24 protein-coding genes are annotated in these 25,846 nt (G+C 72.0%); 9 read left to right on the top strand and 15 right to left on the bottom strand.

Going from position 1 to position 25,846, the window contains the following annotated elements; all coding sequences use genetic code 11:
• Window positions 1–7: 7 nt before the first annotated feature.
• From ACGF3C_RS15085 to ACGF3C_RS15055, 7 genes are all read right to left on the bottom strand, one after another.
• Entirely contained in the window at window positions 8–670 is a 663-nt protein-coding gene (locus ACGF3C_RS15085) for a lysophospholipid acyltransferase family protein (protein ID WP_357234032.1), read from the bottom strand.
• 19 nt (window positions 671–689) lie between these two features.
• On the bottom strand, window positions 690–1,274 hold the full coding sequence (locus ACGF3C_RS15080; protein WP_357229562.1) for a TetR/AcrR family transcriptional regulator: 585 nt from the start codon (window positions 1,272–1,274) through the stop codon (window positions 690–692).
• Window positions 1,275–1,650: 376 nt separating this feature from the next.
• A complete protein-coding gene (locus tag ACGF3C_RS15075) occupies window positions 1,651–3,309 on the bottom strand; it encodes a bifunctional diguanylate cyclase/phosphodiesterase (protein WP_357229572.1) in 1,659 nt (552 codons plus the stop codon).
• 79 nt (window positions 3,310–3,388) lie between these two features.
• Entirely contained in the window at window positions 3,389–4,198 is an 810-nt protein-coding gene (locus tag ACGF3C_RS15070; protein ID WP_357229564.1) for an SAM-dependent methyltransferase, read from the bottom strand.
• A gap of 189 nt (window positions 4,199–4,387) precedes the next feature.
• The gene (locus tag ACGF3C_RS15065) at window positions 4,388–5,056 is read right to left on the bottom strand and encodes a response regulator transcription factor (protein WP_030337723.1); all 669 of its coding nucleotides are present in this window, start codon (window positions 5,054–5,056) and stop codon (window positions 4,388–4,390) included.
• Window positions 5,057–5,063: 7 nt separating this feature from the next.
• A complete protein-coding gene (locus ACGF3C_RS15060) occupies window positions 5,064–6,755 on the bottom strand; it encodes a GAF domain-containing sensor histidine kinase (protein WP_393222228.1) in 1,692 nt (563 codons plus the stop codon).
• A gap of 14 nt (window positions 6,756–6,769) precedes the next feature.
• Window positions 6,770–8,584 (bottom strand): AMP-dependent synthetase/ligase, encoded by a 1,815-nt coding sequence (locus ACGF3C_RS15055; RefSeq protein ID WP_393222225.1) that lies wholly within the window; start codon window positions 8,582–8,584, stop codon window positions 6,770–6,772.
• 118 nt (window positions 8,585–8,702) lie between these two features.
• Between ACGF3C_RS15055 and ACGF3C_RS15050 the strand changes: the two genes are divergently transcribed.
• The 6 genes from ACGF3C_RS15050 (at window position 8,703) to ACGF3C_RS15025 (ending at window position 14,020) form a co-directional block, all read left to right on the top strand.
• Window positions 8,703–9,158: an SRPBCC family protein gene (locus ACGF3C_RS15050; RefSeq protein WP_393222222.1), complete on the top strand. Its 456-nt coding sequence runs from the start codon at window positions 8,703–8,705 to the stop codon at window positions 9,156–9,158.
• Window positions 9,159–9,189: 31 nt separating this feature from the next.
• Window positions 9,190–9,894 (top strand): hypothetical protein, encoded by a 705-nt coding sequence (locus tag ACGF3C_RS15045; RefSeq protein ID WP_357226709.1) that lies wholly within the window; start codon window positions 9,190–9,192, stop codon window positions 9,892–9,894.
• A gap of 76 nt (window positions 9,895–9,970) precedes the next feature.
• A complete protein-coding gene (locus tag ACGF3C_RS15040) occupies window positions 9,971–10,918 on the top strand; it encodes an ROK family glucokinase (protein WP_355007723.1) in 948 nt (315 codons plus the stop codon).
• Window positions 10,919–10,930: 12 nt separating this feature from the next.
• Window positions 10,931–11,623 carry an endonuclease/exonuclease/phosphatase family protein gene (locus ACGF3C_RS15035; RefSeq protein ID WP_393222219.1) on the top strand — a complete coding sequence of 231 codons (693 nt, stop codon included), beginning with the start codon at window positions 10,931–10,933 and terminating at the stop codon, window positions 11,621–11,623.
• Between the two features lie 116 nt (window positions 11,624–11,739).
• Window positions 11,740–13,146 carry a flavin-containing monooxygenase gene (locus ACGF3C_RS15030; RefSeq protein ID WP_393222216.1) on the top strand — a complete coding sequence of 469 codons (1,407 nt, stop codon included), beginning with the start codon at window positions 11,740–11,742 and terminating at the stop codon, window positions 13,144–13,146.
• 79 nt (window positions 13,147–13,225) lie between these two features.
• Window positions 13,226–14,020 (top strand): alpha/beta fold hydrolase, encoded by a 795-nt coding sequence (locus ACGF3C_RS15025; protein WP_357199736.1) that lies wholly within the window; start codon window positions 13,226–13,228, stop codon window positions 14,018–14,020.
• 20 nt (window positions 14,021–14,040) lie between these two features.
• On the opposite strand, the gene ACGF3C_RS15020 is transcribed toward ACGF3C_RS15025, so the two are convergent.
• From ACGF3C_RS15020 to ACGF3C_RS15000, 5 genes are all read right to left on the bottom strand, one after another.
• A complete protein-coding gene (locus ACGF3C_RS15020; RefSeq protein WP_393222213.1) occupies window positions 14,041–15,537 on the bottom strand; it encodes a trehalose-6-phosphate synthase in 1,497 nt (498 codons plus the stop codon).
• Window positions 15,538–15,696: 159 nt separating this feature from the next.
• Entirely contained in the window at window positions 15,697–16,548 is an 852-nt protein-coding gene (locus ACGF3C_RS15015; RefSeq protein ID WP_393222210.1) for a DUF308 domain-containing protein, read from the bottom strand.
• A gap of 490 nt (window positions 16,549–17,038) precedes the next feature.
• Complete coding sequence (locus tag ACGF3C_RS15010; RefSeq protein WP_357226726.1) at window positions 17,039–17,260, bottom strand: hypothetical protein; 222 nt, start codon at window positions 17,258–17,260, stop codon at window positions 17,039–17,041.
• Window positions 17,261–17,306: 46 nt separating this feature from the next.
• Window positions 17,307–17,642 (bottom strand): hypothetical protein, encoded by a 336-nt coding sequence (locus ACGF3C_RS15005; protein WP_393222207.1) that lies wholly within the window; start codon window positions 17,640–17,642, stop codon window positions 17,307–17,309.
• 52 nt (window positions 17,643–17,694) lie between these two features.
• Window positions 17,695–18,060 carry a hypothetical protein gene (locus tag ACGF3C_RS15000; RefSeq protein WP_357226735.1) on the bottom strand — a complete coding sequence of 122 codons (366 nt, stop codon included), beginning with the start codon at window positions 18,058–18,060 and terminating at the stop codon, window positions 17,695–17,697.
• Window positions 18,061–18,525: 465 nt separating this feature from the next.
• Here ACGF3C_RS15000 and ACGF3C_RS14995 point away from each other — a divergent pair, with 465 nt between their 5' ends.
• Window positions 18,526–19,218, top strand: coding sequence for a lysophospholipid acyltransferase family protein (locus ACGF3C_RS14995; RefSeq protein ID WP_355007715.1), 693 nt, complete (start codon window positions 18,526–18,528; stop codon window positions 19,216–19,218).
• Between the two features lie 27 nt (window positions 19,219–19,245).
• Here the strand turns inward: ACGF3C_RS14995 and ACGF3C_RS14990 are convergent, their stop codons facing one another.
• Window positions 19,246–22,737, bottom strand: coding sequence for an adenylate/guanylate cyclase domain-containing protein (locus ACGF3C_RS14990; RefSeq protein ID WP_393222845.1), 3,492 nt, complete (start codon window positions 22,735–22,737; stop codon window positions 19,246–19,248).
• On the opposite strand from ACGF3C_RS14990, the gene ACGF3C_RS14985 reads away from it, so the two are divergent.
• Window positions 22,736–23,131: a hypothetical protein gene (locus tag ACGF3C_RS14985; protein WP_393222204.1), complete on the top strand. Its 396-nt coding sequence runs from the start codon at window positions 22,736–22,738 to the stop codon at window positions 23,129–23,131. The two genes, ACGF3C_RS14990 and ACGF3C_RS14985, sit on opposite strands and share 2 nt — an antisense overlap.
• A 56-nt stretch (window positions 23,132–23,187) precedes the next feature.
• Here the strand turns inward: ACGF3C_RS14985 and ACGF3C_RS14980 are convergent, their stop codons facing one another.
• Window positions 23,188–24,408, bottom strand: coding sequence for an MFS transporter (locus ACGF3C_RS14980; RefSeq protein WP_393222201.1), 1,221 nt, complete (start codon window positions 24,406–24,408; stop codon window positions 23,188–23,190).
• Window positions 24,409–24,619: 211 nt separating this feature from the next.
• On the opposite strand from ACGF3C_RS14980, the gene ACGF3C_RS14975 reads away from it, so the two are divergent.
• On the top strand, window positions 24,620–24,772 hold the full coding sequence (locus ACGF3C_RS14975; protein ID WP_357199700.1) for a hypothetical protein: 153 nt from the start codon (window positions 24,620–24,622) through the stop codon (window positions 24,770–24,772).
• A gap of 136 nt (window positions 24,773–24,908) precedes the next feature.
• On the opposite strand, the gene ACGF3C_RS14970 is transcribed toward ACGF3C_RS14975, so the two are convergent.
• A complete protein-coding gene (locus tag ACGF3C_RS14970) occupies window positions 24,909–25,601 on the bottom strand; it encodes a Crp/Fnr family transcriptional regulator (RefSeq protein ID WP_091407574.1) in 693 nt (230 codons plus the stop codon).
• Window positions 25,602–25,846: the final 245 nt, after the last annotated feature.

The raw sequence follows: 25,846 nt of genomic DNA, 5'->3' as shown, positions 1-25,846 counted from the left end.
CCCGCGTTCAGCTCTCCCGGGCGGGCGCGTAGTGCGGCACGTACTCCTGGCCGGTGAGCTGCTGGATCGCCGCCATCACCTCGTCGGTGACCGTCCGGATGTCTCGCGGCCCGTTGATCCGCTCGGCGACCGGGATCGGCGGGCCGAACCGCAGGGTGATCGGGTGGCGACGGGGCAGCCGCGCGTCGACCGGCAGCACCTCGGCGGTGCCGAGCACACCGACCGGGATGATCGGCACCCCGGCGTCGCGAGCCAGCCGGGTCATCCCGACCCGGCCCCGGTAGAGCCGCCCGTCCGGGGAGCGGGTGCCCTCCGGGTAGACGGCGACCAGGCCGCCGGAGCGGAGTACCGGGACGGCGGCGTCGAGGGCGCGCAGGGCGGCCCGGCCGTCGGAGCGGTCCACCGGGATGGCGCCCATGCCGGCGACGATCCGCCGGTTGAGCCAGCCGCCCGGACCCCGGCCGTTGAAGTACTCGACCTTCGCCCAGAAGGTGACGTGTCGGGGCGTCGAGGTGACGAGAAACAACTCGTCGGCGACGGACAGGTGGTTGCCGGCGAGGATCGCGCCGCCGTGTCGGGGCAGGTGCTCCAGCCCTTCCACACGGGGCTGCCAGCCAAACCGCAGCACGGTGCCGACGGTCAGCTTGGTGACGTCGTACAGCAGGGGCACGTGTCCTCCGGGTCGGTTTTCAGGCGGGCGTCGGGCCGAGGTGCGCGTCCAACGCGGCGTGCAGCAGGGCATCGTCGTCGGTGGTGCCGGTGGCCAGCGGCAGGCTGCCCCAGGCCCAGAGTTGGGCGATGCCGTGCAGGTTCGCCCAGAGCGCGCCGGCCAGCACCGCTGCGGGCGCGTCGGTGGGCCGGCGTGCCTGCGCCACCAGGTCGGCCAGCATGGCGAACAACGGCAGGCTCGTCTCGCGCAGCCGAAGTCGGCCGCTGTCCAGCAGGTCGTGGCGGAACATCAGCTCGAACATGCCGCGGTGGGCCGCCGCGAAGTCCAGGTACGTCCGGGCCAGCGCGGTCAATCGGGTACGGGGGTCCGGATCGACGTCGCGCAACGTTCGCTCGACCTGGGCGGTGAGGTCGGCGAAGCCCTCCCGGGCGATGGCGGAGAGCAGGTCGACGTGGGTGGGGAAGTAGCGGCGCGGTGCGCCGTGCGAGACCCCGGCGCGCCGGGCGATCTCCCGCAGCGACACCGCCGACTGGCCCTCGCGCAGCACAAGGTCCACCCCGACGGCCACCAACCGAGCCCGCAGCCCTGTCTCGTCCGCGTCCATAGACACTGTCTACCAGCCGCCGTAGACGGTGTCTACCTCTTGCCCTGCGGCGCGTGGTGCGGTGCCCAACCGCGACGTCGTCCACTTTGGCGGTGGGTTGGCTCACGCAGGCGAGTCTCGGCGGCCTGCCGTGCCTTGCCGGAATCAGCATGATGTCTGTGAGTCATCAAGATGACTCACAGACATCACACTCAACGCAGTGTCCGGGCCGTTCTGTCCGCTCGCGTCGTTCGCTCGACCCCTGGCCACGGCTGCTCCCCTGCGAGTTTCGTGAAGCGCCCACTGGTGAGCCCGGCGAGCTGCGGGTGATGGGTGCAGGGTGAGCCGCAGTGTGCGAAGTGGGCGGGAACGGGTGGAGCGTGGGCGGGCCCGAGGGTCAGCGGATGCGGGCCAGGATGCGATCGGCGGGGGCCGGGCGGCCGAAGTGCCAGCCCTGGGCCGCGTCGCAGCCGATCGCGCGTAGCCGTTCGGCCTGCCCGGCGGTCTCCACCCCCTCGGCGGTGACGGTCAGGTCCAGCGCGTGCGCCAGCGAGACCAGGGAGGCGAGGATCCGCTCGTCGGTGCGGCCGACGGAGGGTGACCGCAGGCCGGCCACGAACTCCCCGGCCACCTTCAGTTCGGTCACCGGCAGGTCCCGCAGGTAGGCCAGGTTGCTGTAGCCGGTGCCGAAGTCGTCGATGGCGATGCGTACCCCGAGGTCGGCAAGGACCCGCAGGGCGCGGACGGGCTCCTCGGCGGTGCTCATCATCGTGCTCTCGGTGATCTCCAGTTGGAGCCGCTCCGGTGGCAGGCCGGTCTGCCGCAGCAGCGCCCGGACCTCCTGCACCAACCCGGGCCGGTGCACCTGCCGTACCGCCAGGTTGACGCTGACGAAGGGCGCGGCGGCACCCCCGGCCGACCACGCCTCGGCCTCGCGGCACGCCTCGGCCAACACCCAACCACCCAGCTGGACGATCAGGCCGGTCTCCTCGGCCAACCCGATGAAGCTGTCCGGGCGCAGCACCCCCAACTCGGGGTGTCGCCAGCGGACCAGCGCCTCCACGCCGACCAGGCTGCCGTCGCGCAGTGAGGTCAGCGGCTGGTAGTCGAGGTAGAACTCGCCCCGCTCCAACGCCGCCGGGATCGCCGCGGAGAGCGCGTAGCGGGCCAGTTCACGTTGGTTGCGCTCGGCGTCGTAGAGCGCCCAGCGTGCCCCACCGGCGGACTTCGCCCAGTGCAGGGTGCTGCCGGCGGCCCGCATCAGGTCCGTGGGGTTGGCCCCGGCGACCTGGCGCTCGACGATGCCGATGCTCGCGGAGATCTGCAACTCGTGCCCGTCGACCAGGGCCGGTGTGCCTACCGCGGCGAGCGCGGTCTCGGCCACCGTCACCATGTTGTCGGTGCCTGCGGTGCCTTCCACCAGGATGACGAACTCGTCGCCGCCGAGCCGGGCCACCAGATGCTCACCCATGGCCTTGCGCAGCCGCTCGGCCACCGTGGCCAGCAGCAGGTCACCGATCTGGTGCCCCAGCGTGTCGTTGACCACCTTGAAGCGGTCCAGATCCAGGAAGCACACCCCGACCCGCTGCGCGCCCCGGCCCGGTTCGTTGAGCGCGGCGGCGAGCCGTTCGGTGAACAGCGTCCGGTTGGGCAGGGCGGTCAACGGGTCGTGGGTGGCCTGATGCCGGAAACGGGCCTCGCTGGCCCGCAGCGCCCGCTCGGCCTGGGTACGGGCACGCATGGCGGCGCGGCGGATCGACTCCTGCTCGTCGAGCGTCCGGTCGCGCAGCGCGCGGGCGTAGCCGGTTGCCACGGCCGCCAACAGCCGGGCCATCCGGTCCTCGACGTCCTCGGCCACCAGGCCCAGGTCGCGCACCAGGCGGAGCTGGATGACCTCGACGGTACGACCCAGCCCTTCGGCGGAAGCGATGTGCGCGGCGACCAACTCGGCGCCGACCCGGTGCCCGGCACGCAGGTCGAACGGCTCGGTGAGCAACGCCCCGGCCAGTTGCCCGGTGAGCCGGTCCAGCAGGGACTCCAACTGGGCCTGGGTCATCGGTAGGTAGCTGGTGCCGGAGACCGCCTTCGCCCAGGCCCGGGCGAAGGTCCCCGGGTGGGAGGCCGCCCCGGGCGACTCAGTCACCGAGGCGCCCGACGCCGCCCATGAAGACCGCGCGCTCGGCGTCCTCCGCGCTCTCCGGGGTGTCCGGTCGCCACTGGGGCACCCAGACCACGCCGGGGTCGAGCAGCTCGAAGCCGTCGAAGAGCGCGGTCAGCTCGGCGCGGCTGCGCACCGACAGCGGATTGTCGGTGCGCCGGTAGACCCGCTCCGCCTCGGCGCGTTCGTCCTCGCTGCGCCCGTCGTCGCTGGCCTGCGACAGCACCAGGTAGCTGCCGGGCGCCAACGCGTCGCGCAGCGTCCGCAGCAGCTCCGCCGGCCGGTCGTCGTCGGGGACGAAGTGCAGGACGGCCACGATCATCACGGCCACCGGTTGGCTCAGGTCGAGCAGCTTGTGGACGTCCGGATGGGCCAGGATCGCCTCCGGGTTGCGCAGGTCCTCCTGCACGACTGCGGCCTGCTCGTTGCCGGCGAGGATCTCGCGGCTGTGCGCCACCGCCACCGGGTCGACGTCCACATAGACCACTCGCGACCGCGGGTCGAGCTGCTGGGCGATCTCGTGCACGTTGCCGACCGTCGGGATGCCCGAACCGATGTCCAGGAACTGTCGGATGCCGGCGTCGGCGAGGTGGTGCACGGCGCGGCGCAGGAACGCCCGGTTGGCCTGGGCCATCAACGGTGCCTCGGGCACCGCGGCGACCATGGCCTGCGCCGCGGCCCGGTCGGCGGCGAAGTTGTGCGAGCCGCCGAGGTAGTAGTCGTACATCCGCGCGACGCTCGGGCGCTCGATGTCGATGGTGTCGGGTGCCCAGTCCGGCCGCTGCATGCGTTTCACCCCTCGAATCCGCGACGCGAGCATCATCGCCCGCGCGGGTATTGTGCACCCGCCACGCACGCCAGACCATAGCGCGCCGAAGGTTGCCCGCCGACGTCGGTCGATGCGCGACGGTCCGCGCCGGCAGAAGCTGGCGCGGACCGTCGGTCGCGTCGTCCCGCTCGACGAGCGGGAGGCAGGTCAGAACTTCGGCGCGTCCGGTGCCTCGAGCAGGCCCAGCCGCAGCGCGGTCATCAGGGCCTGCGCCCGGTTGGCCGCGCCGAGCTTCTCGTAGAGCTTCGAGATGTGCGTCTTCGCCGTGGACTCGCTGACGAACAGCTGCTTGGCGATGCCCGCCACGCTCATGCCGTCCGCGAGCAGCCGCAGCACCTGCCCCTCCCGGGGAGACAACTGCGGGCCGGACGGGGCGAGCCGGCGCTTCATCGCCTCGGCCAGGTCGGCCGCGGTGAACGCGCTGGGGGAGGAGGCGGCGTGCCGTGCGGCAGCCACCACCTCGTCGGCCGGGGCGGTCTTCGGCACGAAGGCGCTCGCGCCGGCCTCCAGGGCACCGAAGAGCTGGTCGTCGCCGGCGTACATGGTCAGGACCACGATGCCCATCGACGCGCTGGACTTACGCAGTGCGCGGGTGGCCTCCAGGCCGCTGCCGTCGGGCAGCCGCAGATCCATGATCACCACGTCCGGCTGCAAGGCGCCGGCCTGGCGTACTCCCTCCGCCGCCGTGGCCGCCTCACCGACGACCTCGAACTGGCGGTCGCGCTCGAAGGCGTGCCGCAAACCCTTGCGAATCAGGTCATGATCGTCGACAAGGAGGACCTTGGTACGGGTGGCCGGTATCGGACTTGTGGTCATCCTCGGGTTACTCCCCTTCTGGTGCTGCGCTGCCGCGCACGTTATCGCGCCGGGCCGAGGTGCCGAGAACCACCGCCACGGTCGTGCCGCTGGGTTGCCGCGGCCTGATCTCCAACCGGCCCCGGATACGTTCCGCCCTCTCGGCCATGATCGCAAGACCGTACCGTCCGTCCGGGCGCTGGTCAGCCATCCCCTGACCGTCATCCGACACTTCTATTTGCGCGTACGGGGGGTCGATCTCGCACGTGACCCACAAATTCGACGCCCCGGCGTGCTTGCGCGCGTTGGTCACCGCCTCCTGCGCGATGCGCAGCAACTCGGCTTCGGTGGCGGCCGGCAGCCGGGCGGTGGACTCGTCCAGCGAGAGGTGCACCCGCAGCCCGCCGGACGCGCCCACGGTGCGCGCGTACTCGGCGATCGCCGCGGCCAACCCACCCTGCCGGTCCACCTCGCTGCGCAGCTCGAAGAGGCTCAGCCGCAGCTCCTGGATCACCCGGGTGACCTCGCCGCGCAGCGTACGCAGGGCTTCGGCGGTCTCGTCGGCGTCGTCGAAGACGGTGGCCAGGGCGTTGTCGATGCCGTAGCCGACCATCACCAGTTCCTGGGCCACCCCGTCGTGGATCTCCCGGGCCAGCCGCTGCCGCTCCTCGTTGGTGGCCAGCGAGCGCACCTCGTCGAAGAGCAGCGCCGCCTCCAGCCGCAGCGCGGCCGGGCGGGTCAGCGCGGTCACCCGGGACACCACCGGCGGTGGGTACGCGTGCGTGGCGTCGGCCTCCAGCACCACGAGCCCCACCGTGCGCACCCCGGCGACCAGCGGAATGATCAGCGCGGACACGTCGCCGCCGCGGTGCGAGCGGGACTGCGACCGGGCGGCCGTGGTGGCCTGCTGGGTGGCCCAGGCGTCGGCGATCGCCGAGTCCGCGTCCAGCGTCGTCTCCCAGTCCACCCGGTCGACGCCGGCCTGGGCGAGCACCACGAGGCGACCGCCGCCGCTGGCCGACAACACCGCGCCCCGGTCCGCGCGGGCCACCGTCCGCAGCTCCTCCAGCAGGTGCTCGGAGATGCCGCCGGGGTCCAGGGTCGCTCCGGGCAGTTGCCGGGCTACCGTCCGCAGTTGGGTCAGCAGCCGGGTCGCCTCGGCGTACGGCTGGGGTTTGCCCTCACCGCGGACCGCCATCACCCGGTGCAGCGTGCCGGCGGCGTAGAGCCCCAACGCCGCCAGGATCAGCCACTGCGCGCAGACCGCGAGGTAACCCGGCTGGCCGAGCTGAAGACCACCGTCGACCCGGGTCAGCGCGCCGCTGAGCAGCAGGGTGGCGGCGGTGACCACGAGCAGCGCGGCACCCTCCGGGAAGCGGCGGCGCAGCGCGGTGACGGTCACCGGGACCGCCAGGTACGGCAGCACCGCCGAGGCGCCCAGGCCGTCGACGGTGCCACCGATGGACGCCACCGCGGCGACGTGGCTCGCGGCCAGCCCCAGCACCACCACCTCGGCCACCCGGCTCAGCGGGCCGACCAGCCGGTGCTGCGGTGCCAGCAGCGACGGCAGCCCGGCCACCGCCAGCAGCGCGATCCACCACAGCTGGGTGACGTCGCGGGTGGCGAACAGGGTCAGGATGGCGACCAGCGCCAGCATCACCACGCGGGCGGCCGCGGCGAGGGGATGCGGGTGCGGGGCGGTGGCTGTGGATGCGGGCACGTGACGGATGGTAGTCAGCCTCGGTAGATATCGGCGATCTCCGCCGCGTACGTCTTGTGGACAACCTGGCGCTTGACCTTGAGCGACGGGGTCAGCTCGCCGGTCGCCTCGGTGAAGTCGTGGGGCAGGACCCGGAACACCTTGATCGCCTCGGCCTTCGACACGGCCTGGTTCGCGGCGTCGACCGCGGTCTGGATCTCCTTGCGGAGGCCCTCGTGCTCGCGCAGTTGCTCGACGGTGGTGTCGAGGGGCAACCCGGCGTTCTCCAACCAGGCCGGCAGCGCCTCCTCGTCGACGGTGACCAGCGCCGCGATGAACGGCTTGGCGTCACCGACCACGACGCACTGGCTGATCAACGGGTGCGCGCGGACCAGGTCCTCGAGCACCGCCGGGGCGACGTTCTTGCCGCCGGCGGTGACGATCAGCTCCTTCTTGCGGCCGGTGATGCTCAGGTAGCCGTCGGAGTCGAGCTGGCCCAGGTCGCCGGTACGGAACCAGCCGTCGGTGCTGATCGTCTCGGTCGTCGCGGCCTCGTTGCGCCAGTAACCCTGGAAGATCAGCTCGCCGGAGATCAGGATTTCGCCGTCGTCCTCGATCCGCACCGTCACGCCGGGCAGCGGACGGCCGACGCTGCCCATCCGGGTGCCGCTGGGCAGGTTCGCGGCGGCGGCGGGCGACGTCTCGGTGAGGCCGTAGCCCTCCAGCACCGTCACGCCGATGCCCCGGAAGAAGTGGCCGAGCCGGGCGCCGAGTGGCGCGCCGCCGGAGATCGCGTCCCGGCACCGTCCGCCGAGCGCGGCGCGCAGCTTGCGGTAGACCAGCCGGTCGAAGACCACGTGCTGGGCGCGCAGCGCCAGGCCGGGCCCGCCCGGGGTCTCCAGCGCCTCGCTGTACGCGATGGCGACCTGCTCGGCGCGGGCGAAGATGCCGCCCTTGCCGTCCGCCTCGGCCTTCTGCTTGGCGGCGTTGTAGACCTTCTCGAAGACCCGGGGTACGGAGAGCACGAAGGTCGGCCGGAACGCCTGCAGCTCGGCGACCAGGTTCTTGGTGTCGGCGCAGTGCGCCATGGTGGCTCGCGCCTGCACGACGCCGATCTGGATGAGCCGGGCGAAGGCGTGCGCCAGCGGGAGGAAGAGCAGGGTGCTCGCGCCGGCGTTGAACAGGTTCGGCAGCACCGGCACGGCGTTGGCGATGTCGGCGTACATGTTGCGGTGGGTGAGCACGCAGCCCTTGGGCCGGCCGGTGGTGCCGCTGGTGTAGATGATCGTGGCCAGGTCGCCGGCTCGGACGGCCTTGCGCCGCCGTTCGACCTCGGCCAGCTCGACGGTGGCACCGGTGGTGACCAGCTCGTCGACCCCGCCGCTGTCGATCTGCCAGACCTGGCCCAGCTCGGGCAGCCGGTGCCGGACACCGGCGATCAGGGCGGCGTGCGCCCCGCTCTCCACCACGACGGCCACCGCGTTGGAGTCCTCGAGGATCCAGGCGGCCTGCTCGGCGCTGGACGTCTCGTAGATCGGCACTGTCGCCGCGCCGACGGCCCAGATGGCGTAGTCCAGCAGCGTCCACTCGTAGCGGGTGCGGCTCATCAGCCCGACCCGGGCACCGGGCTCGATGCCGGCGGCGATCAGCCCGCGGGCCACGGCGGCCACCTCATCGCGGAACTGGAGGCAGGTCACCTCGGTCCATTCGGTGACGGTGCCGTCGGCGCGCGGAGTGGGGCGGGCGAACTGGACGGTGTCAGGCGCGACTTCGGCGTTGTCCCAGACCGGATCGGTGAGGTTGGCCGCGTCGCCAACGGTGACGATCGGCGGGACGGAGAACTCGCGCACCTGCACTCCTTCGTGCTTGTACTGGTTGGGCCGGCCGCCGCCGTGGCGTCGGCATGTGTCGAAACCTACCCGGCGGGCGGTCGGGGTGAGACATCCAGGAGGCGGGTAGCCTCCCCCCATGGCGGACTCCTCCACCCAGTCGATCATCATCGGCGCCGCACCGGATCGGGTGACGGCGGTCATCTGCGACTTCGCGCGCTACCCGGAGTGGACCGACGCGGTGCGTCTCGCCGAGGTGATCGAGGAGTACGAGGACGGTTACCCCAGTCAGGTGCGTTTCACCATCGACGCCGGGGTGATGGCCGACGAGTACGTGCTCGCCTACGAGTACGCCGAGGACCTGTCCCGGATCGAGTGGCACCTGGTCGCCCCCTCAAAGATGCAGAAGGCCCAGCGTGGTTCGTACGACCTGGTGGGTAACCCGGACGGCGGCACGACGGTGACCTACACGCTGGAGGTCGACCTGTCGGTCGGCATGCTCGGGATGTTTCGGCGCAAGGCCGAGAAGATGATCATGGACACCGCGTTGAAGCAGCTCAAGCGCCGGGTAGAAGCAACCGGTGCGGCGCAGTGACGTGTCCGGTGGCACGGTAGAGGAGCCGACGGTGGGCGGAACGGATCCGGGTTCGGCCCGGGAAGAGGCGGAGCGGCTGGTCGCCACCCTGCTGGCAGGGGCGCGACTGGCCTCCGCCGGCTCGGCGGGCGGCGCGTTCGGCTCGTTGGGCGGGATGCTGTCCGGTGTCCTCGGTCACAGCGCGGGTCCGGACGCCCGCTCCGGCACCGGTGGTGCTTTCGCCACCGGTTCGGCCGAATGCTGCGTCTGCCCGGTCTGTCGGGGCATCGCCGCGTTGCGGGACCCGAGTCCGGAATTCGCCGAACGGCTCGCGACCGGTGCCGGTGACCTCGCCGCGGGTGTCGCCAGCCTGCTCCGCGCGTTTTCCCCGGCGGAACCGTCCGCGCCGGGGACCGCCGATCCGGCCGCCGATCCGGCCACCCCGTCTCCAAGGGCACCCGCCGCGAGCACCGACGACGTGCTCCCCGAGCCACCCCCGAGCGGCCCGCCCACCGCGACCGTCGACGAGCACGTGTGGCGCGATGCCACCCGTACCGGGCATGATTCTCAGCCGGCGCCGGAGCGGGATGTCTGGTCGGTCGCCACCCGGACGGCGGACCCACTCGCCCCGGCCGCCGTACCACCCGTCGACGAGGCCGGGACGGCGACCGTACCGGCGCCGACCACCCGTCCCGTGGTGCCCGCATCGCGGGTGCCCGACGACGCCGACGCGGAAGCATCGGGCGACGGCGCCTGAGCGCGGGACCTTCCGATCCGGACCGGCACTGGGCCGGGACCCGGGCCGGACAGCACAGCAGAGGGGGGCGGTAGCGGTGACGCTGACCATCGGAGTCGACGTCGGTGGCACGAAGGTGGCCGGCGGTGTCGTGGACGACACCGGCACGGTCCTCGTGCAGACCCGACGGGACACTCCCGCCGATGACGTGGCCAAGACCCGCGACGTCATCATCGAGTTGGTCGGCGAACTGGCTGCCGGGCGGACCATCGAGGCCGTCGGCATCGGCGCGGCCGGTTGGATCGACGCCAGTCGTTCGACTGTGCTCTTCGCGCCCAACCTGGCCTGGCGTGACGAACCGCTGCGCGAGTACGTCAGCGAGGCCATCGGGCTGCCCGTGATCGTGGAGAACGACGGGAATGTCGCCGCGTGGGCCGAGTTCCGCTACGGCGCGGCCCGCGACGCCGACGACTCGATGATCATGTTCACCATCGGCACCGGTGTGGGCGGCGGCGTCGTCCTCGGTGGCGACCTGATGCGCGGCGCGCACGGCATCGCCGCGGAACTGGGCCACATGCTGGCCGTGCCGGACGGGCACCAGTGTGGCTGCGGCCGGCTGGGCTGCATCGAGCAGTACGCCAGCGGCAGCGCCCTGGTCCGCTTCGCCCGGGCCGGCGCCCGGCAGGAGCCCAACCGGGCCACCGCACTGCTGAAGCTGGCCGGCGGTGAGGCCGAGGCGATCACCGGCCCGATGGTGACCGCCGCGGCGCAGGGCGGCGACCCGGTCTCCGCCGAGGCGTTCGCCCAGATCGGCCGGTGGCTGGGCACCAGCCTCGCCGACATGGCGCAGATCCTCGACCCGCAGACCCTGGTGGTCGGCGGCGGCGTGATCGACGCCGGTGACCTACTGCTCGGCCCCACCCGCCGCTCGTACCTCGACGCGCTCGCCCAGCGCGGTCGCCTGCCGGTGGCCGAGGTGCTCCCGGCGGAGCTGGGCAACAGCGCCGGGGTGATCGGCGCCGCCGACCTGGCCCGCCGGATCTGAGGCGGTCCACCGATGGGCGTGCCGCTACGCGTGGTGTCGTACAACGTCCACAGCCAGCGCGACGACACCGCCGCGCTGGCGGCCGTGGTCCGGGCCGTGACGCCGGACGTGGTGATCGTGCAGGAGGGGCCGCGCCGGTTCCGGTGGCGGCAGAAGTCCGCCACGTTGGCCGAGTCGTTCGGTCTGGTGGTGGCCGCCGGCGGGCTGCCCGCGCTGGGCAACCTGCTCCTGACCAGCCTGCGGGTCCAGGTGCTGGGCACCCGCTGCCAGCGCTTTCCGCTGACCCCGGGCCGGCACCTGCGTGGCGCCGCGTACGCCGACTGCCGCGTCGGTGACGCCCGGTTCACCGTCGCCGGCTCGCACCTGTCCACCGACCCGGCCGAACGGCCCTCGCAGGCTGCCGAGTTCAAGCGCGGTCTGGACGCGGCGACCAGCCCGGTGCTGGCCGGGGCGGACCTCAACGAGGGTCCGGACGGGCCGGCCTGGGCCACCGTGTCGCGCGGGTTGACCGACGCGGCGGTGGCGGCCGACCGGGCCGAGCGGCACACCTACCCCTGCGCCGACCCGCGCCGACGCATCGACGCGCTCTTCGTCGACCCGAGGATCACAGTGGTCGACTACGACGTGGTGGACACCCCGCAGACCCGCCGGGCCAGCGACCACTTCCCGGTCCTGGTCGACCTGCTGCTGCCCGCCACCGGCTGACCCCCGACGCCGGCTCGACCGTCGGCGCCTCCGGCTCAGGACTGGACATCCGGCCCGGTTGTGGAGAGGATTTCGCGGCGACCGGCACGCCTGCCGTACCAAAGGAGATGTCCCCGGTGTCCACCTCCACCGACCACGGCCGGCCCGACCCGGAGGCGACCTCGCCCACGGCGAACAGCGACGCACGCCCGGTCTCCGACCGGGGCGACACGGTCTGCGTCATCGGGGCCGGGGCCAGCGGGCTGACCGCCATCAAGAACCTACGTGAGCACGGGTTCGGCGTGGACTGCTACGAGCGGGAGACGGGCGTCGGCGGCGCCTGGAACTGGCGGCACGACCGCAGCCCCGTGTACGCCAGCACCCACCTGATCTCGTCGAAGCCGTTCACCCAGTTCCCCGACTTCCCGATGCCGGACTCCTGGCCGGACTACCCGCACCACGGTCAGCTGCTGTCCTACTTCGAGCGGTACGCCGACCACTTCGACCTGCGTTCGCACATCTGGTTCGGCACCGAGGTGATCCGGGTCGAGCCCGTCGAGGGGGACCGGTGGGACGTGACCACCCGCTCCACCGGCGGGTACGGCCCCGAGCGCACCGCCCGGTACGCCGCCGTGGTGATCGCCAACGGCCACAACTGGTCGCCGAAGCTGCCCCGCTACGAGGGCCTGGAGGAGTTCCGCGGCGAGATCATGCACGCCTCGTCCTACAAGGACCCGGCGCAGCTGCGCGGTAAGCGGGTGCTGGTGGTCGGTGCCGGCAACACCGGCTGCGACATCGCCGTCGAGGCCGCCCAGCAGGCGTCGCGCTGCTGGCACTCCACCCGCCGGGGTTATTGGTACGCGCCCAAGTACGTGCTCGGTCGCCCCGCCGACCAGGTGAACGACACCCTCCTGGCGCTGCGGGTGCCGCTGCGGGTGCGGCAGTGGCTCTACCACTGGACCCTGCGGCTGACCGTCGGTGACCTGACCCGCTTCGGCCTGCCCAAGCCCGACCACCGGGTGTACGAGACGCACCCGATCGCGAACAGCCAGCTCGTGTACTACGTGGGCCACGGCGGGATCGGCCCCGTGCCGGACGTGGCCCGGTTCCACCCGTACACGGTGGAGTTGGCCGACGGCCGCGAGATCGACCCCGAGGTGGTCGTCTTCGCCACCGGTTACCTGCCGCGCTTCGAGTTCCTCGACGCGTCGGTGTTCGGTGACAGCGCGGGCGCGGGCCGGCCCACGCTGTGGCTCAACGCGTTCACTCCGGGGCACCCGACCCTGGCCGTGGCCGGCCTGCTGCAACCGGACTCCGGGTTGTTCACCCTGTCGCACTGGCAGACGGTGCTCTTCGCCCGGCTGCTGCAGGCCCGCCGGGACCGGCCGGAACGGGCCACCGCGTTCGCGGCCCGGGTGCGGGACCGGGCGGGGGAGCGATACTCCGGGCCGGTCAAGGACAGCAGCCGGCACTGGTTCGAGGTCGGGCACGCCGACTATCTGCGCGCCATCCAACGCGCCCTGGTCGAGCTGGAGGGCAAGTGAGCGCGAGGAGTGAGCTTGCGAGCCCCGCAGTCGCGAACGAAAGGCTGGCACGGTGAGCGCGAGTAGCGAGCTGCGGATCATGCGGGGTCGGGAGTGGTCCCGGCCGGTCCGGCCGGCCCGGCGGGAGGTGCTCAGCGCGGTCCCCGAACTGGAGCAGGGGCGGCCGCCGCTGCTGTTCGTACCCGGGTTCGGGCACGGCGCGTGGGCGTTCGCCGAGCACTGGTTGGGTCACGTGGCGTCGCGGGGGTTCCCGGCGTACGCGGTGAGCCTGCGCGGGCACGGTGGCAGCGAGCCGGCGCCGGAGGCGACGCTGAGGGCGTACGCCCACGACGTGGTCCAGGTGGCCGCGAGCCTGCCGCGGCAGGCGGTGCTGGTGGGGCACGGCGCCGGGGCGCTGGTGGTGGCACACGCGTTGGCCCGCTACCCGGCGCGGGGCGCGGTGCTGGTGGCGCCGGTCTTCGGCGGCTGGGGAGTGCTGGGCGCGGCGTTGCGCCGCAACCCGGCGGGTACGTTGCCGGCGGTGTTCGGTGGGCCGTTGCGGCTCAACCGGGGGCAGTTGTTCAGCCGCGAGTTGCCCGACGAGGAGGCCCGGCGGTATGTGGGACGCCTCGGTCGGGCGGGTCGGCGGGCCCAGTGGGCGCTGCTGGGCGAGCCGGAGGCCGAGCCGGCCGTGGGCGCGCCCCCGGTGTTGGTGCTGGGCAGCCCGGACGACCGGGTGGTGCCGGCGTCGACGTTGACCCGGGTGGCTCGCCGCTACGGGTCGGCCCCGCTGCTCTTTCCCGGGATGGGCCACGACCTGATGCTGGACGCGCGGTGGGCGGAGCCGATCGACGCGATCCTGGACTGGCTGGAGAAGGAGCCGGCGGCGCACTGAGCAGCCGGGCTGCCCGGCGGTCAGCCGCCGGCCTGGTGGCCGGCCGGGCTGCCCGTCGGGGTGGCCGGTCGGGGCACCCGAGCGGCACCGTCGGTGTCGGTGTCGGTGCCGGTCAGGCGACTGATCAGGGCGCCGCCCTCGTCCAGGGCACGCAGGTAGGAGCGGGCCCAGGCCCGGATGTCGTGCTGGTGCAGGTGGGCGCGCATGGCCCGCATCCGCTGCATGGTGTCGGCCGGGTCGGCCCGCAGCGCCGCGCGCAGCCCCTGTTTGAGCCCTTCCAGGTCGTGCGGGTTGACCAGGTACGCCTGGGACAGCTCGGCGGCGGTGCCGGCGAACTCGCTGAGCAGCAGTGCGCCGGTGTCGTCGACCCGCGCGGCCACGTACTCCTTGGCGACCAGGTTCATCCCGTCGCGTAGCGGGGTCACCGCCATCACGTCGGCGACCCGGTAGAGCGCGGCCAGCTCGGCCCGGTCGAAGGGCTGGGTGAGGTAGTGGATCGCCGGCTCACCGACCCGGCCGAACTCGCCGTTGATCCGGCCGACTTCGCGTTCGATGCGTTCGCGCAGGATCTGGTACTGGCCGACGCGTTCCCGGCTCGGCATGGCGACCTGCACCAGCACCGTGTCGCGGACCTTGACGTCGCCGCTGGCGAGCAACTCGCTGTACGCCTTGAGGCGCTGCTCGATGCCCTTGGTGTAGTCCATCCGGTCCACGCTGAGGACGACCTGCCGGGGATCGCCGAGGTCCTGACGGAGCCGGTGGGCCCGGGCGGCAACGTCCGGGCGGTCGGCGAGCGCGGCCATCTCGGCGGTGTCGATGGAGACCGGGAAAGCTCCGATGCGGACGACCCGGTCGTCGATGCCGATCCGCCGGTCGGTGGCCGGCAGCTCCAGCACCCGGGTCACCAACTGGGCGAAGTTGTGCGCCGCCTGCCCCCGCTGGAAGCCGACCAGGTCGGCACCGAGCATGCCGCGCAGCAGTTCGGCCCGGCGGGGCAGTTGCATGAACAACTCCGGCGGCGGGAACGGGACGTGCAGGAAGAACCCGATGCGCAGGTCCGGGCGGAGCGCGCGCAGCAGACCGGGGACCAGTTGCAGGTGGTAGTCCTGCACCCAGACCACCCCGCCCGGCTCGGCCACCTCCGCGGTCGCCTCGGCGAAACGCTGGTTGACCCGCTGGTACGCCTCCCACCACCGGCGGTGGTGTTGCGGCTGCTCCACCGAGTCGTGGTAGAGCGGCCAGAGGGTGGCGTTGGCGAACCCCTCGTAGTGGTCGCGCAGGTCTTCCGGGGTGAGCGCGACGGTGTGCATCCGCACGCCGTCCACGTCCGGCAGGGCGGGGGCCGGCCCGGTGCCACCGGCCCAGCCGACCCAGGTGGCCGGGGTGTGTCGCAGGAGCGGAAGCAGCGCGCTGACCAACCCACCTGGGCTGCGCCGCCACTCGCAGGCCCCGTCGGGGGCCTGGTTGTCGTCGATGGGGAGGCGGTTGGCCACCACCACGAGAGAACTCTGTCGCATCTCGGGCATTCCGATCAGCAGAGGACTGACCGCCGCGAGCAAGGAAAAACCGGTCAGTCAGCGGGGGAAGTGACGTACAGCGGTATTCCTACTGACAGTAAGTTACACCACTGTTACGCCCCCGGCGGGGCGCTGCTGTCTCGGGATGCGGGCCGACCGTCAGACGACGGCGCCGTTGTCCGGGTCGTCCTCGTCCTCGTCGCCGGGGCGCAGCCGCCAGATCAGCGTGACGAAACCGGCCAGGATGCCGGTGAACCCGAACAGCGTGACCGCCGAGCGGTCGATCGGGAGCAGCCACGGGAAGAGGAACAGCACGAACCCGACGACCACCCCGAGTACGCCGATCACCGCGTACTTGCTGACCCGCGGCAGCGGCGGTGGTGGCGGCGGGTGGTAGCCCTCGTCGTCCTCGTCGTCGGGCAGGTCGGCGCCGAAGGTGTCCAACCCGTCCAGCAGCGACGGCTCGTCCGGTCGGGTGCCGCGCCCCACCGAGATTCCGGAGATGTCCGTGGCGGACGGCAGCCGACGAACGTCGGTGGCGGTCGGACCCGGTTCGTCGGTGCCGGAGCGGGTCAGCGACCCGGAGGTCGACTCGTCCCGGTTGTCCCGCTCGTCCACGTCCTCCGAGGCCGGCCACGGGTTGTCACCGGGCGTGGAGGTGGTGTGGAAGCCCGCCACGATGCGCGCCCACTCGGCGTCGATGTCCGGTTCGTCGCGAGCCGGTGGCTGCTCCGGAGTGGTCTCGTCGGCGAGCTGGGTCAGGTAGTCCCGGGCGGTGGTCAGGTGCGAGCGGTCGACGTAGAGCCGGTCGACCGGCCGGGCCGGCACAGTGGTGGTGCGGGTGACCGGATTGAGGTCGGCGGAGGGCTGGAGGTAGGCGGCGATCCCACCGGCGGCCAGCACGTCGAGCAGGTGCTCACCGACGCGCGGATCGACGTCGCCGACGACGGCGTACTCGTTCGCGTCGAGCCCGTTGTCCCGCCGTCCCCGGCGGGCCCCACCCGCTGACACCCGGACATCCCCCTTAACGCGCCTTCCGGCGCGGCCACCGCTGCCCTTCGGCGCCAGTCCGCACGCCGTGCTCTGAATCGTGACACGTCAGGGCATGGTTCCGGGAGTGCGTTGTGTCGCGTCTTCCAAAGTCACGGCTGCTCCCGCAGGTCGCGGCGGGGCTCCTTTGTCCGTTTTTGCTAATCCTTGCCAACGGGAGGTCTCCGGGGATGGCGCTTGTCGCCGACTCGCCGACCGCCCGCATGATCTCGCTGTGACCGCGGTGTCAGGTCAGGTCGGGAGCGGGACCGTCGGGGCCGGAGTGGGAGACGAAGCCGCCGTCGAATGGCCCAACCGACGCGGACCCCGACCCCGTGATGGCGGTTCATGGACCGCAGCGGGGCCGAGCCGTCTGAACGGCTCGGCCCCTTCGAGCAAGTGCCCAACTGCGGCAGCCCGCCTCCGACCCCCGCCAGTCGGCTCTGCCCGGCGCCCTGGTGCTTAACCGGTGTCATGGTCGTTCGACGCGGTACTGCTCCACGAGACCGTCGTGCAGGCCATCAGGGAGATCGGTATCCGTGAGCAGGTCGATGGACCACGGCACCGGACACGGGCCCGGGTGGACGTCATCAGGGCACAGCAGGGCCGCGATCTGGTCCACCAAGGCGCGGGCGTCTTCTGCGCTCGCATAGATGCCGACGCGAAGTTCCCAGATGGACGGTTGCCCGACCATGCCGCCTCCTTTGGGGGAGTTGCCGCCGAGGAGCCAGGCTACCGGGTCAGACCGGGTGACAGTGCCGCTTGTAGTGACCCGGCGGCACCTTGCGGTTGGCGTCCTTCTCGGCGTTCAGTTTGGCGCTGTTGTACGTCGTTCCGGTGCCAGTGCCGTAAATGACGTCCACGACGGTGGTGTCCTTGATGCGGACCACGTGGCAGCGGACGGTCACGGTGTATCGGGCCAGGGTTTCCGAGACCGCGGTCGTCGATGTTCCTGCACGGTCCGCATGGGCCGCCGTGATCGGTTCAGCGGCTGATGCTGGGCCGCCGGCGAACGCCATGGCGGCTGACGCCGCGATAGGAAGCAAGGCCGCAGCTAGCTTTGGCGTACGTTTCATGGAACGTCTCCTTCAACCTTCTGACGCCGGGGATGTGGGCTGAACGACTGCATTACGGTCGCCATTCGATGCTGCTGGCTCCACCGACGCCGAAGATGCAAGGACCGGCTTGAAGCCGTTGGGTCGGATTGCCGGCCTTCGGCGCCGCCCATCCGGAGTACTTGTCGGGCGCGCCGTTGCAGTCCGCCCGCAGTCGGACCTGTCCCCCGTAGACGCGGCACCAGGTGTAGGCGTACTGGCCGGTCGTGTGGATGCGCGGGCAGTCGACGTCAGGGCCGGCGGCCTGCGCCGCCGCCGAAGTCACGGACATGGTGACCGTCGCGGTTGGCGCATGTGCCGAGGCCAGTGCCGGTGCGGGTGCCAGTACGGCCAAGCCGAGCGTGAGTGTGGCGGCAGCGCCGAGAGTTCTTAGCTTCATTCCAGATCCAATCTGTGATCTCCGCCGATTACTGCGACAGCCTCCGCGGCGGGACGGCGGCTGTCGCAATCAGCTTTCGCAGGGACGGCGCAGTCGGACAAGCGAAAGCCTGTTCGGAACCATTCGGAACAAGTGATCGAACAGTTCCGTCCGGGCGTCCCACTCGGAAGAGCGCCCTACCTTGACCCGGGCTCGACCGCGAATATCTACGGCGGAGTGAAGGCGTGGCACATGGGCCTGCCACGCATTGAGTGGTCGAGACGAATCTGTCCCGGGCCTCAGCCCGCTGCCCTGCCGGCCCCGTCGCGCGGGTCCTCAAAGCCGCCTGCGGCATGCAAGGGGTAGGGGAGTCGAGTCGATACGTCCGCCACGAGCTTCGTCCGTTGTGGTGAGAGCGCTCGCTTCGTAGGCTCGTCGGCGACGACGGCTGGCGCTGTCGCGAGCACACCATGGGAAGGGACGCCGGTGCTCTACTGGCTGCTGAAGTACGTCATCCTCGGTCCGCTGCTCAAGCTGATCTTCCGCCCGCAGGTGGAGGGCCTGCGCAACGTCCCGGCGACCGGTCCGGTGATCCTGGCGAGCAACCACCTCTCCTTCTCCGACTCGATCTTCACGCCGTTGATCACCGCCCGGAAGGTCACCTTCGTCGCCAAGGCCGAGTACTTCACCGGCAAGGGAATCAAGGGCTGGCTGACCAAGATGTTCTTCGTGGGCACCGGCACGATTCCGGTGGACCGCTCCGGCGGCCGGGCCGCGCGTGCCGCCCTGGACACCCAGTTGCAGGTGCTGCGGGCCGGGGGAGTGGCCGGCATCTACCCCGAGGGCACCCGCTCCCCGGACGGACGCCTCTACCGGGGCAAGACCGGGGTGGCCCGGCTCGCCCTGGAGAGCGGCGCGGTGGTGGTGCCGGTGGCGATGCTCAACGCCGACGAGATCCAGCCCCCGGGCAAGCTCATCCCCAAGATCGATCGGGTGCGGATCCGGTTCGGGGCGCCGCTGGACTTCTCCCGCTACGCCGGGCTGGCCGGCGACCGGTTCGTCGAGCGCGCGGTCACCGACGAGATCATGTACGAGTTGATGGAACTCTCCGGCCGGGAGTACGTGGACGTCTACGCCCAGAAGCTCAAGCAGCCCGTCCCGACGCCGCTGGCCGCCTGAGCCACCGCCGCCGGCCCCGGCCGGCGGTCAGGGCAGGTGGAGCAGGGCGGGGGCGTGGTGGCGGTCGGCGAAGTCGTGCAGGCGGGCCCGGGTCGCCTCGGCAGCGGGTGGGTCCGTCTCGGAAAGCGGCCCGATGGCCAGCGCCAGCGTGATGATCTCGTCGGTCACGTCGCTCATCCGGGCGTAGCTCGCCGCCGCCGAGCGCAGCAGGTTCGCCGCCGTCGAGGGGTCCCCGGCGTGCCGGGCCAACGTGGCGTCGGCGACCTGACCGGCCGCGTGAGCCCACGGGGTCGTCCGGGGCGCCCGGTCGAGCAACTGTCGGACCAGCCGGGCGGCGTCCGCGCCGAGCACCCCGGCGACGTGCCCGACGGCCGGCACCCACTCCGCGAACGGAATCATCCGGGTCCGTTGCCAGTCCTCGTCCAGCTCCGTGAGCAGCGCCATCGCCTCGTCACGGCGGCCCTGCGCCGCCCGGCAGAGGGCGGCGTGCGCCAGGGTGGAACGCAGCACCCGGTGGAATCCGGTACGCCGCGCCGCGACCAGCGCCTGCTCGACCAGATCCCCACCCGGTGCGTCCGACCCCGCTGTGTCGTCAGGCCCGTCGGGTCCGACCAACTCGGCTCCGGCCAGACCGCGCATCCAACCCGAGACCGCCACGATGTGCAGATCCCACTCCGCTGTCGGCCGCCGGGTCGACTCCGCCGCCATCGCCAGCGCCGCCGTCCAGTCACCCGCGTAGTACGACCGCGCCCACTGGTCGGCGAAACTCGTGGCCAGGCTGTGCTCGCCGCCCAGGTCGAGGGTGAGCTGCTCGTCGACCAACCGGGCCGAGCCGGCCAGGTCGCCCTCCTCCTGCAACGCCCAGGCCAGGTTCTGCACCGCCCGGCGGCGACTGGTCAGCCGCTCCACCCGGCAGTGCTCGGTCACCTCCGCCAGCTCCGGGAACGCCTCGGCGGAGCCGGCCAGGTAGCGCGCCACGGCCAGGGTGATCCGCGCGTTGGCCTGGACCTCGCGCAGCTGGAGCCGCTGGGCGAGGGACGCCGCCGCCCGCGCCGCGGTGCACGCCGGCTCGGTCTCCGCGTTGAGCATGTGCACCCGGGCCAGCTCCAGCAGCGCGCCCGCCTTCTCCTGACTGTCCGGCAGGTCGCCGTAGATGCCGATCGCCTGGTCCAGGCAGTGCAGGGTCGCCGACCGGTCGGCCCGGCTCCAGGCGGCGGTGGCGAGCAGCGTCCAGGCGCGCGCCGCACCCGTCCGGTCGCCGCTCGTGGTGAGCCGCGCGGCCAGCCGGGAGAGGACGTCCGTGCCCCCCGCCACCAGGAAGGCGTCCCCGTCCCGATAGAACGCCAGCTCGGCGTCGAACAGCTCCAGCGCCGGGTCCGCCTCGACGTCCAGGGCCAGCGCCCGGCCGACCAGCGCGGCGGCGGTGTCCAGCGCGTGCAGCTCGTACGCGCGGCGGGCCGCCTGATGCAGCGCGGCCCGCGCCGACGGGGCGTAGGGGGCGGTGTCCAGCCCGACCGTACGGGCGATCTCGTGGGCCGCCCAGCGATGGTTGGCCAACACCTCGGCCAGGTCGTACTGCCGGCCGTCGGTGAGCTGTGCCATCCAGTCGGCGGTGCGTTGGTGGCGCAGCACCCGTTCGGCCCTGGGCAGTCGCTGGTAGCAGACGTCGCGTACCAGGATGTGCCGGAACCGGTACTCGGACTTTCCGGGCATCGTCGACGTGCTCTGCTCGTACACCAGGTCGCGACGTTGCAGGCGGTCCAGCGCGCGCTCCACCCACTCCACCGGCCGTCCCAACGCCATGGCGACCGGCCCGGCCCAGAACACCACGCCGACCACGGCGGCGGCCTGGAGCACCGCCCGGTCGGCCGGGTCCAGCAGGTCGAGCCGGTTGGCGATGACCGCCTGCACGGTGCGGGGCATCTCCGCGCCGCCGTCGAGGTCGGGGTGGGCGCTCGAACCGACCGCGTCGAGCAGGCCGCCGTCCAGCAGCATCCGGGCGTACTCCTGGGCGTAGAGCGGGTTGCCGTCGGCGAACTCGATCAGCGGGGTACGCGAGGTGGACGGCAGCGTCGCCTGCCCGAGGAGCAGTGAGTAGAGCGTGTCGATGTCCGTGTCGTGCATCGGCGGCACCGAGATGGACATCGCACCACTGATCGTGCCGGTCCAGGCCGGGTGCCGTTCCCGCAGCTCCGGCCGGGCGGTCGCCACGACCAGCAGCGGTACGCCGCGGGCTGACGCGCCCAACTGCTCGACGAAGGCGAGCATCTGCTGGTCCGCCCAGTGCATGTCCTCGAAGACCAGCACGGTCGGGCCGGTCGTCGCCAGGGTGATCAGGAACCGCCGCCAGGCGGCCTCGGTCTCACCGGGGGTGAGCCGTTCACCGGGTACGCCGATCAGCGGGCCGAGCGCCTCGGCCAGCCGGGTCGCGTGCGGGTCGGCGAGCTGTCCCAGCCGGGACCGTAGCCGTTCGCGCAGCGCGGTCGGGCCGTCGACCTCCGGCACGCCCACCCAGGTCTTCACGATGTCCGACAGGGCGGCCCAGGTGACGTTCTCGCCGAACGGCGGGCACTGCCCGACGAGCCAGGTGATCGGCGGGCCGGGCAGGCTGCCGGCGTGCCGGGCCAGCTCGCGCAACAGCCGACTCTTGCCCACCCCGGCCGGGCCGAACACCGTCACCAACTGGGACGTCCGTTCGGTCACCATCCGGTGCAGCGCGTTGACCAGCAGGCCGCGTTCGTGCTCCCGGTCCACCATCGGGGTCAGCTCGGCGCCGCGCGGGTCCCGGTGTGGTCGCACCTGGACGGCCAGCCAGATCCGGCTCACCGCGGACCGGCCGCGCAGGGTGACCGGTGCTTGGTCCGCGTACTCCATCTCGTGTCGGGTGGCCGACCAGGTGCTCTCGTCGACCACGACACCGCCCGGCGGGGCGAACCCCTGTAGGCGGGAGGCCGTGTTGACCACGTCTCCGGTCACGAAGGCCTGCCCACCGTCGCGGGTGGCGGAGAGGTCGACCAGGGCCTCGCCGGTCGCGATGCCGACCCGGAAGCTCAGCGGGGGCTGCGGACCGGCGGGCTGGCGGGCCAGGTTCCGTTGCAGCTCCAGGCCGGCGCGGACGCACCGCAACGCGTCGTTGTCGGTGGCCACCGGCGCGCCGAACAGCGCCATCGCCGCGTCGCCGATGTACTTCTCGACCACCCCGCCGTACTGGTGCACGATCCGGCGCACCGTGGCGAAGTAGGTCTGCTGCAGACTGCGGGCCTGCTCCGGGTCGGCCCGCTCCGCGTAGCTGGTGAAGTCCACGATGTCGACGAAGAGCACGCTGACCTGACGCCGGTCCTCCTGCACCGCGACGGCGTGGTCGCGCAGCGGTTGACCACAGCTGGTGCAGAAGTTGACCTCGGTGCTGTTGGCGTGCCCGCAGTGCGCACAGTTGACCCCCAGCGGCTGGCCGCACCCGCCGCAGAAGCGGTCGTCCGGCCCGGCCGCGCGTGCGCAGTGTCCACACTTGAGGTCGATGTTCAGCTCCGTGGGCGAAAGAGGTCAGTATCGCGGCCGGCCGGCCAGTCGGGTACCCGACGTGCGGACGGGCAACGGCATCGATCGGTCGGGGTTAGTGTTCCGTACCAGGAAGTTTCATGTCAGGGAGAGTTCCGTGCAGGTACGACTGTCCGCCTCGTGGACCGATCCGGGTGGCACGCTTTGGGCGCCGGGCGACACGATCGACGTCGATGCGGTCACTCTCGCCGAACTGGAGGAGCAGGGCATGGTGGAAGAGCCTGAGGGTCAGTCGGGCGGGTCGGGGGAGACCACGACCACCTCGTCGAGCACGTCCACGGCTGGTAAGCCGACCGATCCGAAGAAGATCGGGCCGGGGCCGGGTGCGCCGCCGGCCGACAGCACGGAGAACTGATCGCCCGGGCGCGGTCGGCGGGCCTTGAGTCCACCGGCCGCACCCGTCGGGCGGTCTCACCCGTTGGCCGCTGCGAACCTGCCCGGCGTCGGCAGGCGTAGCCCCAGGGCCCGGGTGAGCAGGGGAGCGATCAGCGCCAGGGTGGCCAGCACACCCAACCCCGAGATGACCAGCACCCATCGTGGCCCGACCATCGCCAACAGCGGTGCGCCGACGGCGTAGGCCAGTGCCTCCGCCGCGTACGGGAACATGTAGACGGTGCCGAACACCACGCCGAGCCGTTCGGCCGGCACGTTCTGCTGGATGAGGGTGTCGGCGGCGACGTTGTGCCAGCCCGCTCCGACGCCGGCCACCGCCTGACCGGCAATGGCGAGCGCGATCACCGGGCTGAGGCCGGTGACAAGCGTTCCGGCGCCGAGCGCGAGCAGCGCACCGTAGAGGACCAGGTCCATCCGGATGCGTACGCCGGTTCTCGCCAGGCACATCGGACCGAGCACCATGCCGACGCCGTAGGCGGTGCCCAGCAGACCGATCGTGATCTCGGTGGCGCCCAGTTCGGCGCGTCCGAGGGGGACGATGGCGAGGTTGTCCAGCGCGGCGAACATCACCATCACCAGGAACCCGACCGAGACCGCGCGGACGACGCTGTGCCCTCGGACCACCCGCAGCCCTTCGCGCAGCACCGTCCGCAGTGGCTCGGGCCGGCGGATCGCGCCGGTCGTCGAGAGCGCCCTGACTCCGCCGATCAGCAACGCGGAGAGAACGAATGTCGCCGCGTCCACGAGCAGCGTGGCGGTCAGCCCGACGGTCGCCAGCAGGAGGCCGCCGACGGCTGGCCCGGCAGCGAGCCCGATGTTGACGCCCGTCGCGAGTTGCGCGTTCGCCGCCGGTAGCTGCTCGCGTTCGACCAGGCGGGGGAGCAGGCTGCGCCCGGCGGGAGTGAACGCGGTGGCGGCCGTGGTAGCCGCGGTGATCAGCGCCAACAGGACGGGCAGGGGTGGCGCGAGCAGCGCGACGGCGACGTAGGTCAACGCCTGGGCGGTGTCGCAACCGATCATCAGCCGGCGTTGGTCGAACCGGTCGGCCAGGGCGCCGAGCAACGGTCCGAGCAGCCGGGGCACCGTCGAGGCCAGCAGCAGCAGGGCGACCGCGCCGCCGCCGTGCCGGTCGTAGACGGCAATCAGCAGCGCCGTCCGGGCCAGCTGGTCACCGGTGTACGACACCAGGCGCGCCGACCAGTACCGACGAAATGCGACATTGCCGCGGAGTAATGACATGACCGGTGGCTCCTCACTGCTGCGGGTATGTCGGCACGGGCCCTGGAACAGGGGCGGGCGCGGCAACCTTGTCAGCGCGGCGTGGGGGCCAACAACCGCTCTTCAGCCAGTGATTGATGTCGATTTGTCCTATTTTGTCCCACCGCTCCACGCCGTAGCGTCCTCGGCAAGACAAGCGCAACAAGCACCACACACCGACCAGGAGGACGACATGGCGACCACGACGACGACCACGACCACCACCGCGAGCGGATGGGCCGGACCGGGCATCTGGGCCGGACCGGGGTTCTGGGCCGGGCCGGGGTTCTGGGCGGGCCCCGGCTACCAGCCGGTCGCGACCAGCTGGATCGGCCCGACCCGCTGAACCCCACCCGCTGAACCGCGAGCACGGTGACGCCGGCTGCCACTGGCAGCCGGCGCAGCCGTGCGTACGGGTAGGAGAGCGGGCGGCGACGGGTGGGGCCCGTCCAGATCGGATGCCCGAGCGACGTGCCGGTCGGTCAGCGGTCGGCCATGCCGGCGCGGCGGCGCAGCGCGGCCACGTCGGTTACCACGATCCGGCGGCCCTCGGTGCGCAGCCAGCCACGGCTGGCGAACGAGCCGATCGCCTGGTTGACGCTCTGCCGGGAACCACCGGCCATCTCGGCCAGTTGGCTCTGGTTGAGCTCGATCGTGATCATCGGTGCCTGGCTCTCGCCCGCCAGCCGCACCAGCGTCTTCGCCACCCGACCGGGCAGGTCGAGGAAGACGTGGTCGGCGTTCTGCTCGGTGAGCCGGCGGATCAGCCCGCCCAGTGAGCGCATCACCGCGTCCAGGATGCGGGGGTTGGAGTGCACCAACTCCATGAACGCGCCCCGCGAGAGCGCGAGCGCCGCGCAGTCCTCGATGGCCTCCGCCGAGGCGGACCGGGTGGACGCGTCGAGCAGGGAGACCTCACCGAGCACGTCCGGTGGACGGATAACCGACAGCACGGCCCGCTCGCCGGTAGGTGCGGTGCGAAAGACCGCCACCGCGCCGCGGCGCAGCACGATCAGGGACTCGCCGGGATCGTTCTCCACGAAGAGCAGTTGGCCCTTGCGGTAGGTGCGCGGGACGGCGGCAGCGATGACGCGTTGCCGCACCTCGGGCTCCAGCCCAGCGAACATCTCGACACCCGTGAGCGCGTCACCCGGCTCCGGCAGGCGAACCTCCACGGCCCAACCCCTCCCCCGGTCATGGACCACAATTCGCTCACCGGGCGAACCTGATGGGCCCCGACAAGGTGAACTGACACCGATTCGGCGTCCGGTAGCGGTACACATCAGATCATGACGGTCCGGTCGCTTGCTGTACACCCCTCGAAGCACTTCCGTGACCGTCACGGGCTGCGACGCGCCGTACGCGAGGTGTCGCGGCGGTGTGCTCCACCGTCGGACGGGCCCCGCCGGACGCGGCCGGG

This window comes from Micromonospora sp. NPDC047762 (assembly GCF_043204655.1).
In the GTDB taxonomy this organism is placed as follows: domain Bacteria; phylum Actinomycetota; class Actinomycetes; order Mycobacteriales; family Micromonosporaceae; genus Micromonospora.
Note: the sequence above shows the minus strand (reverse complement) of the source record. Positions and strands in the feature narration are given on the sequence as shown.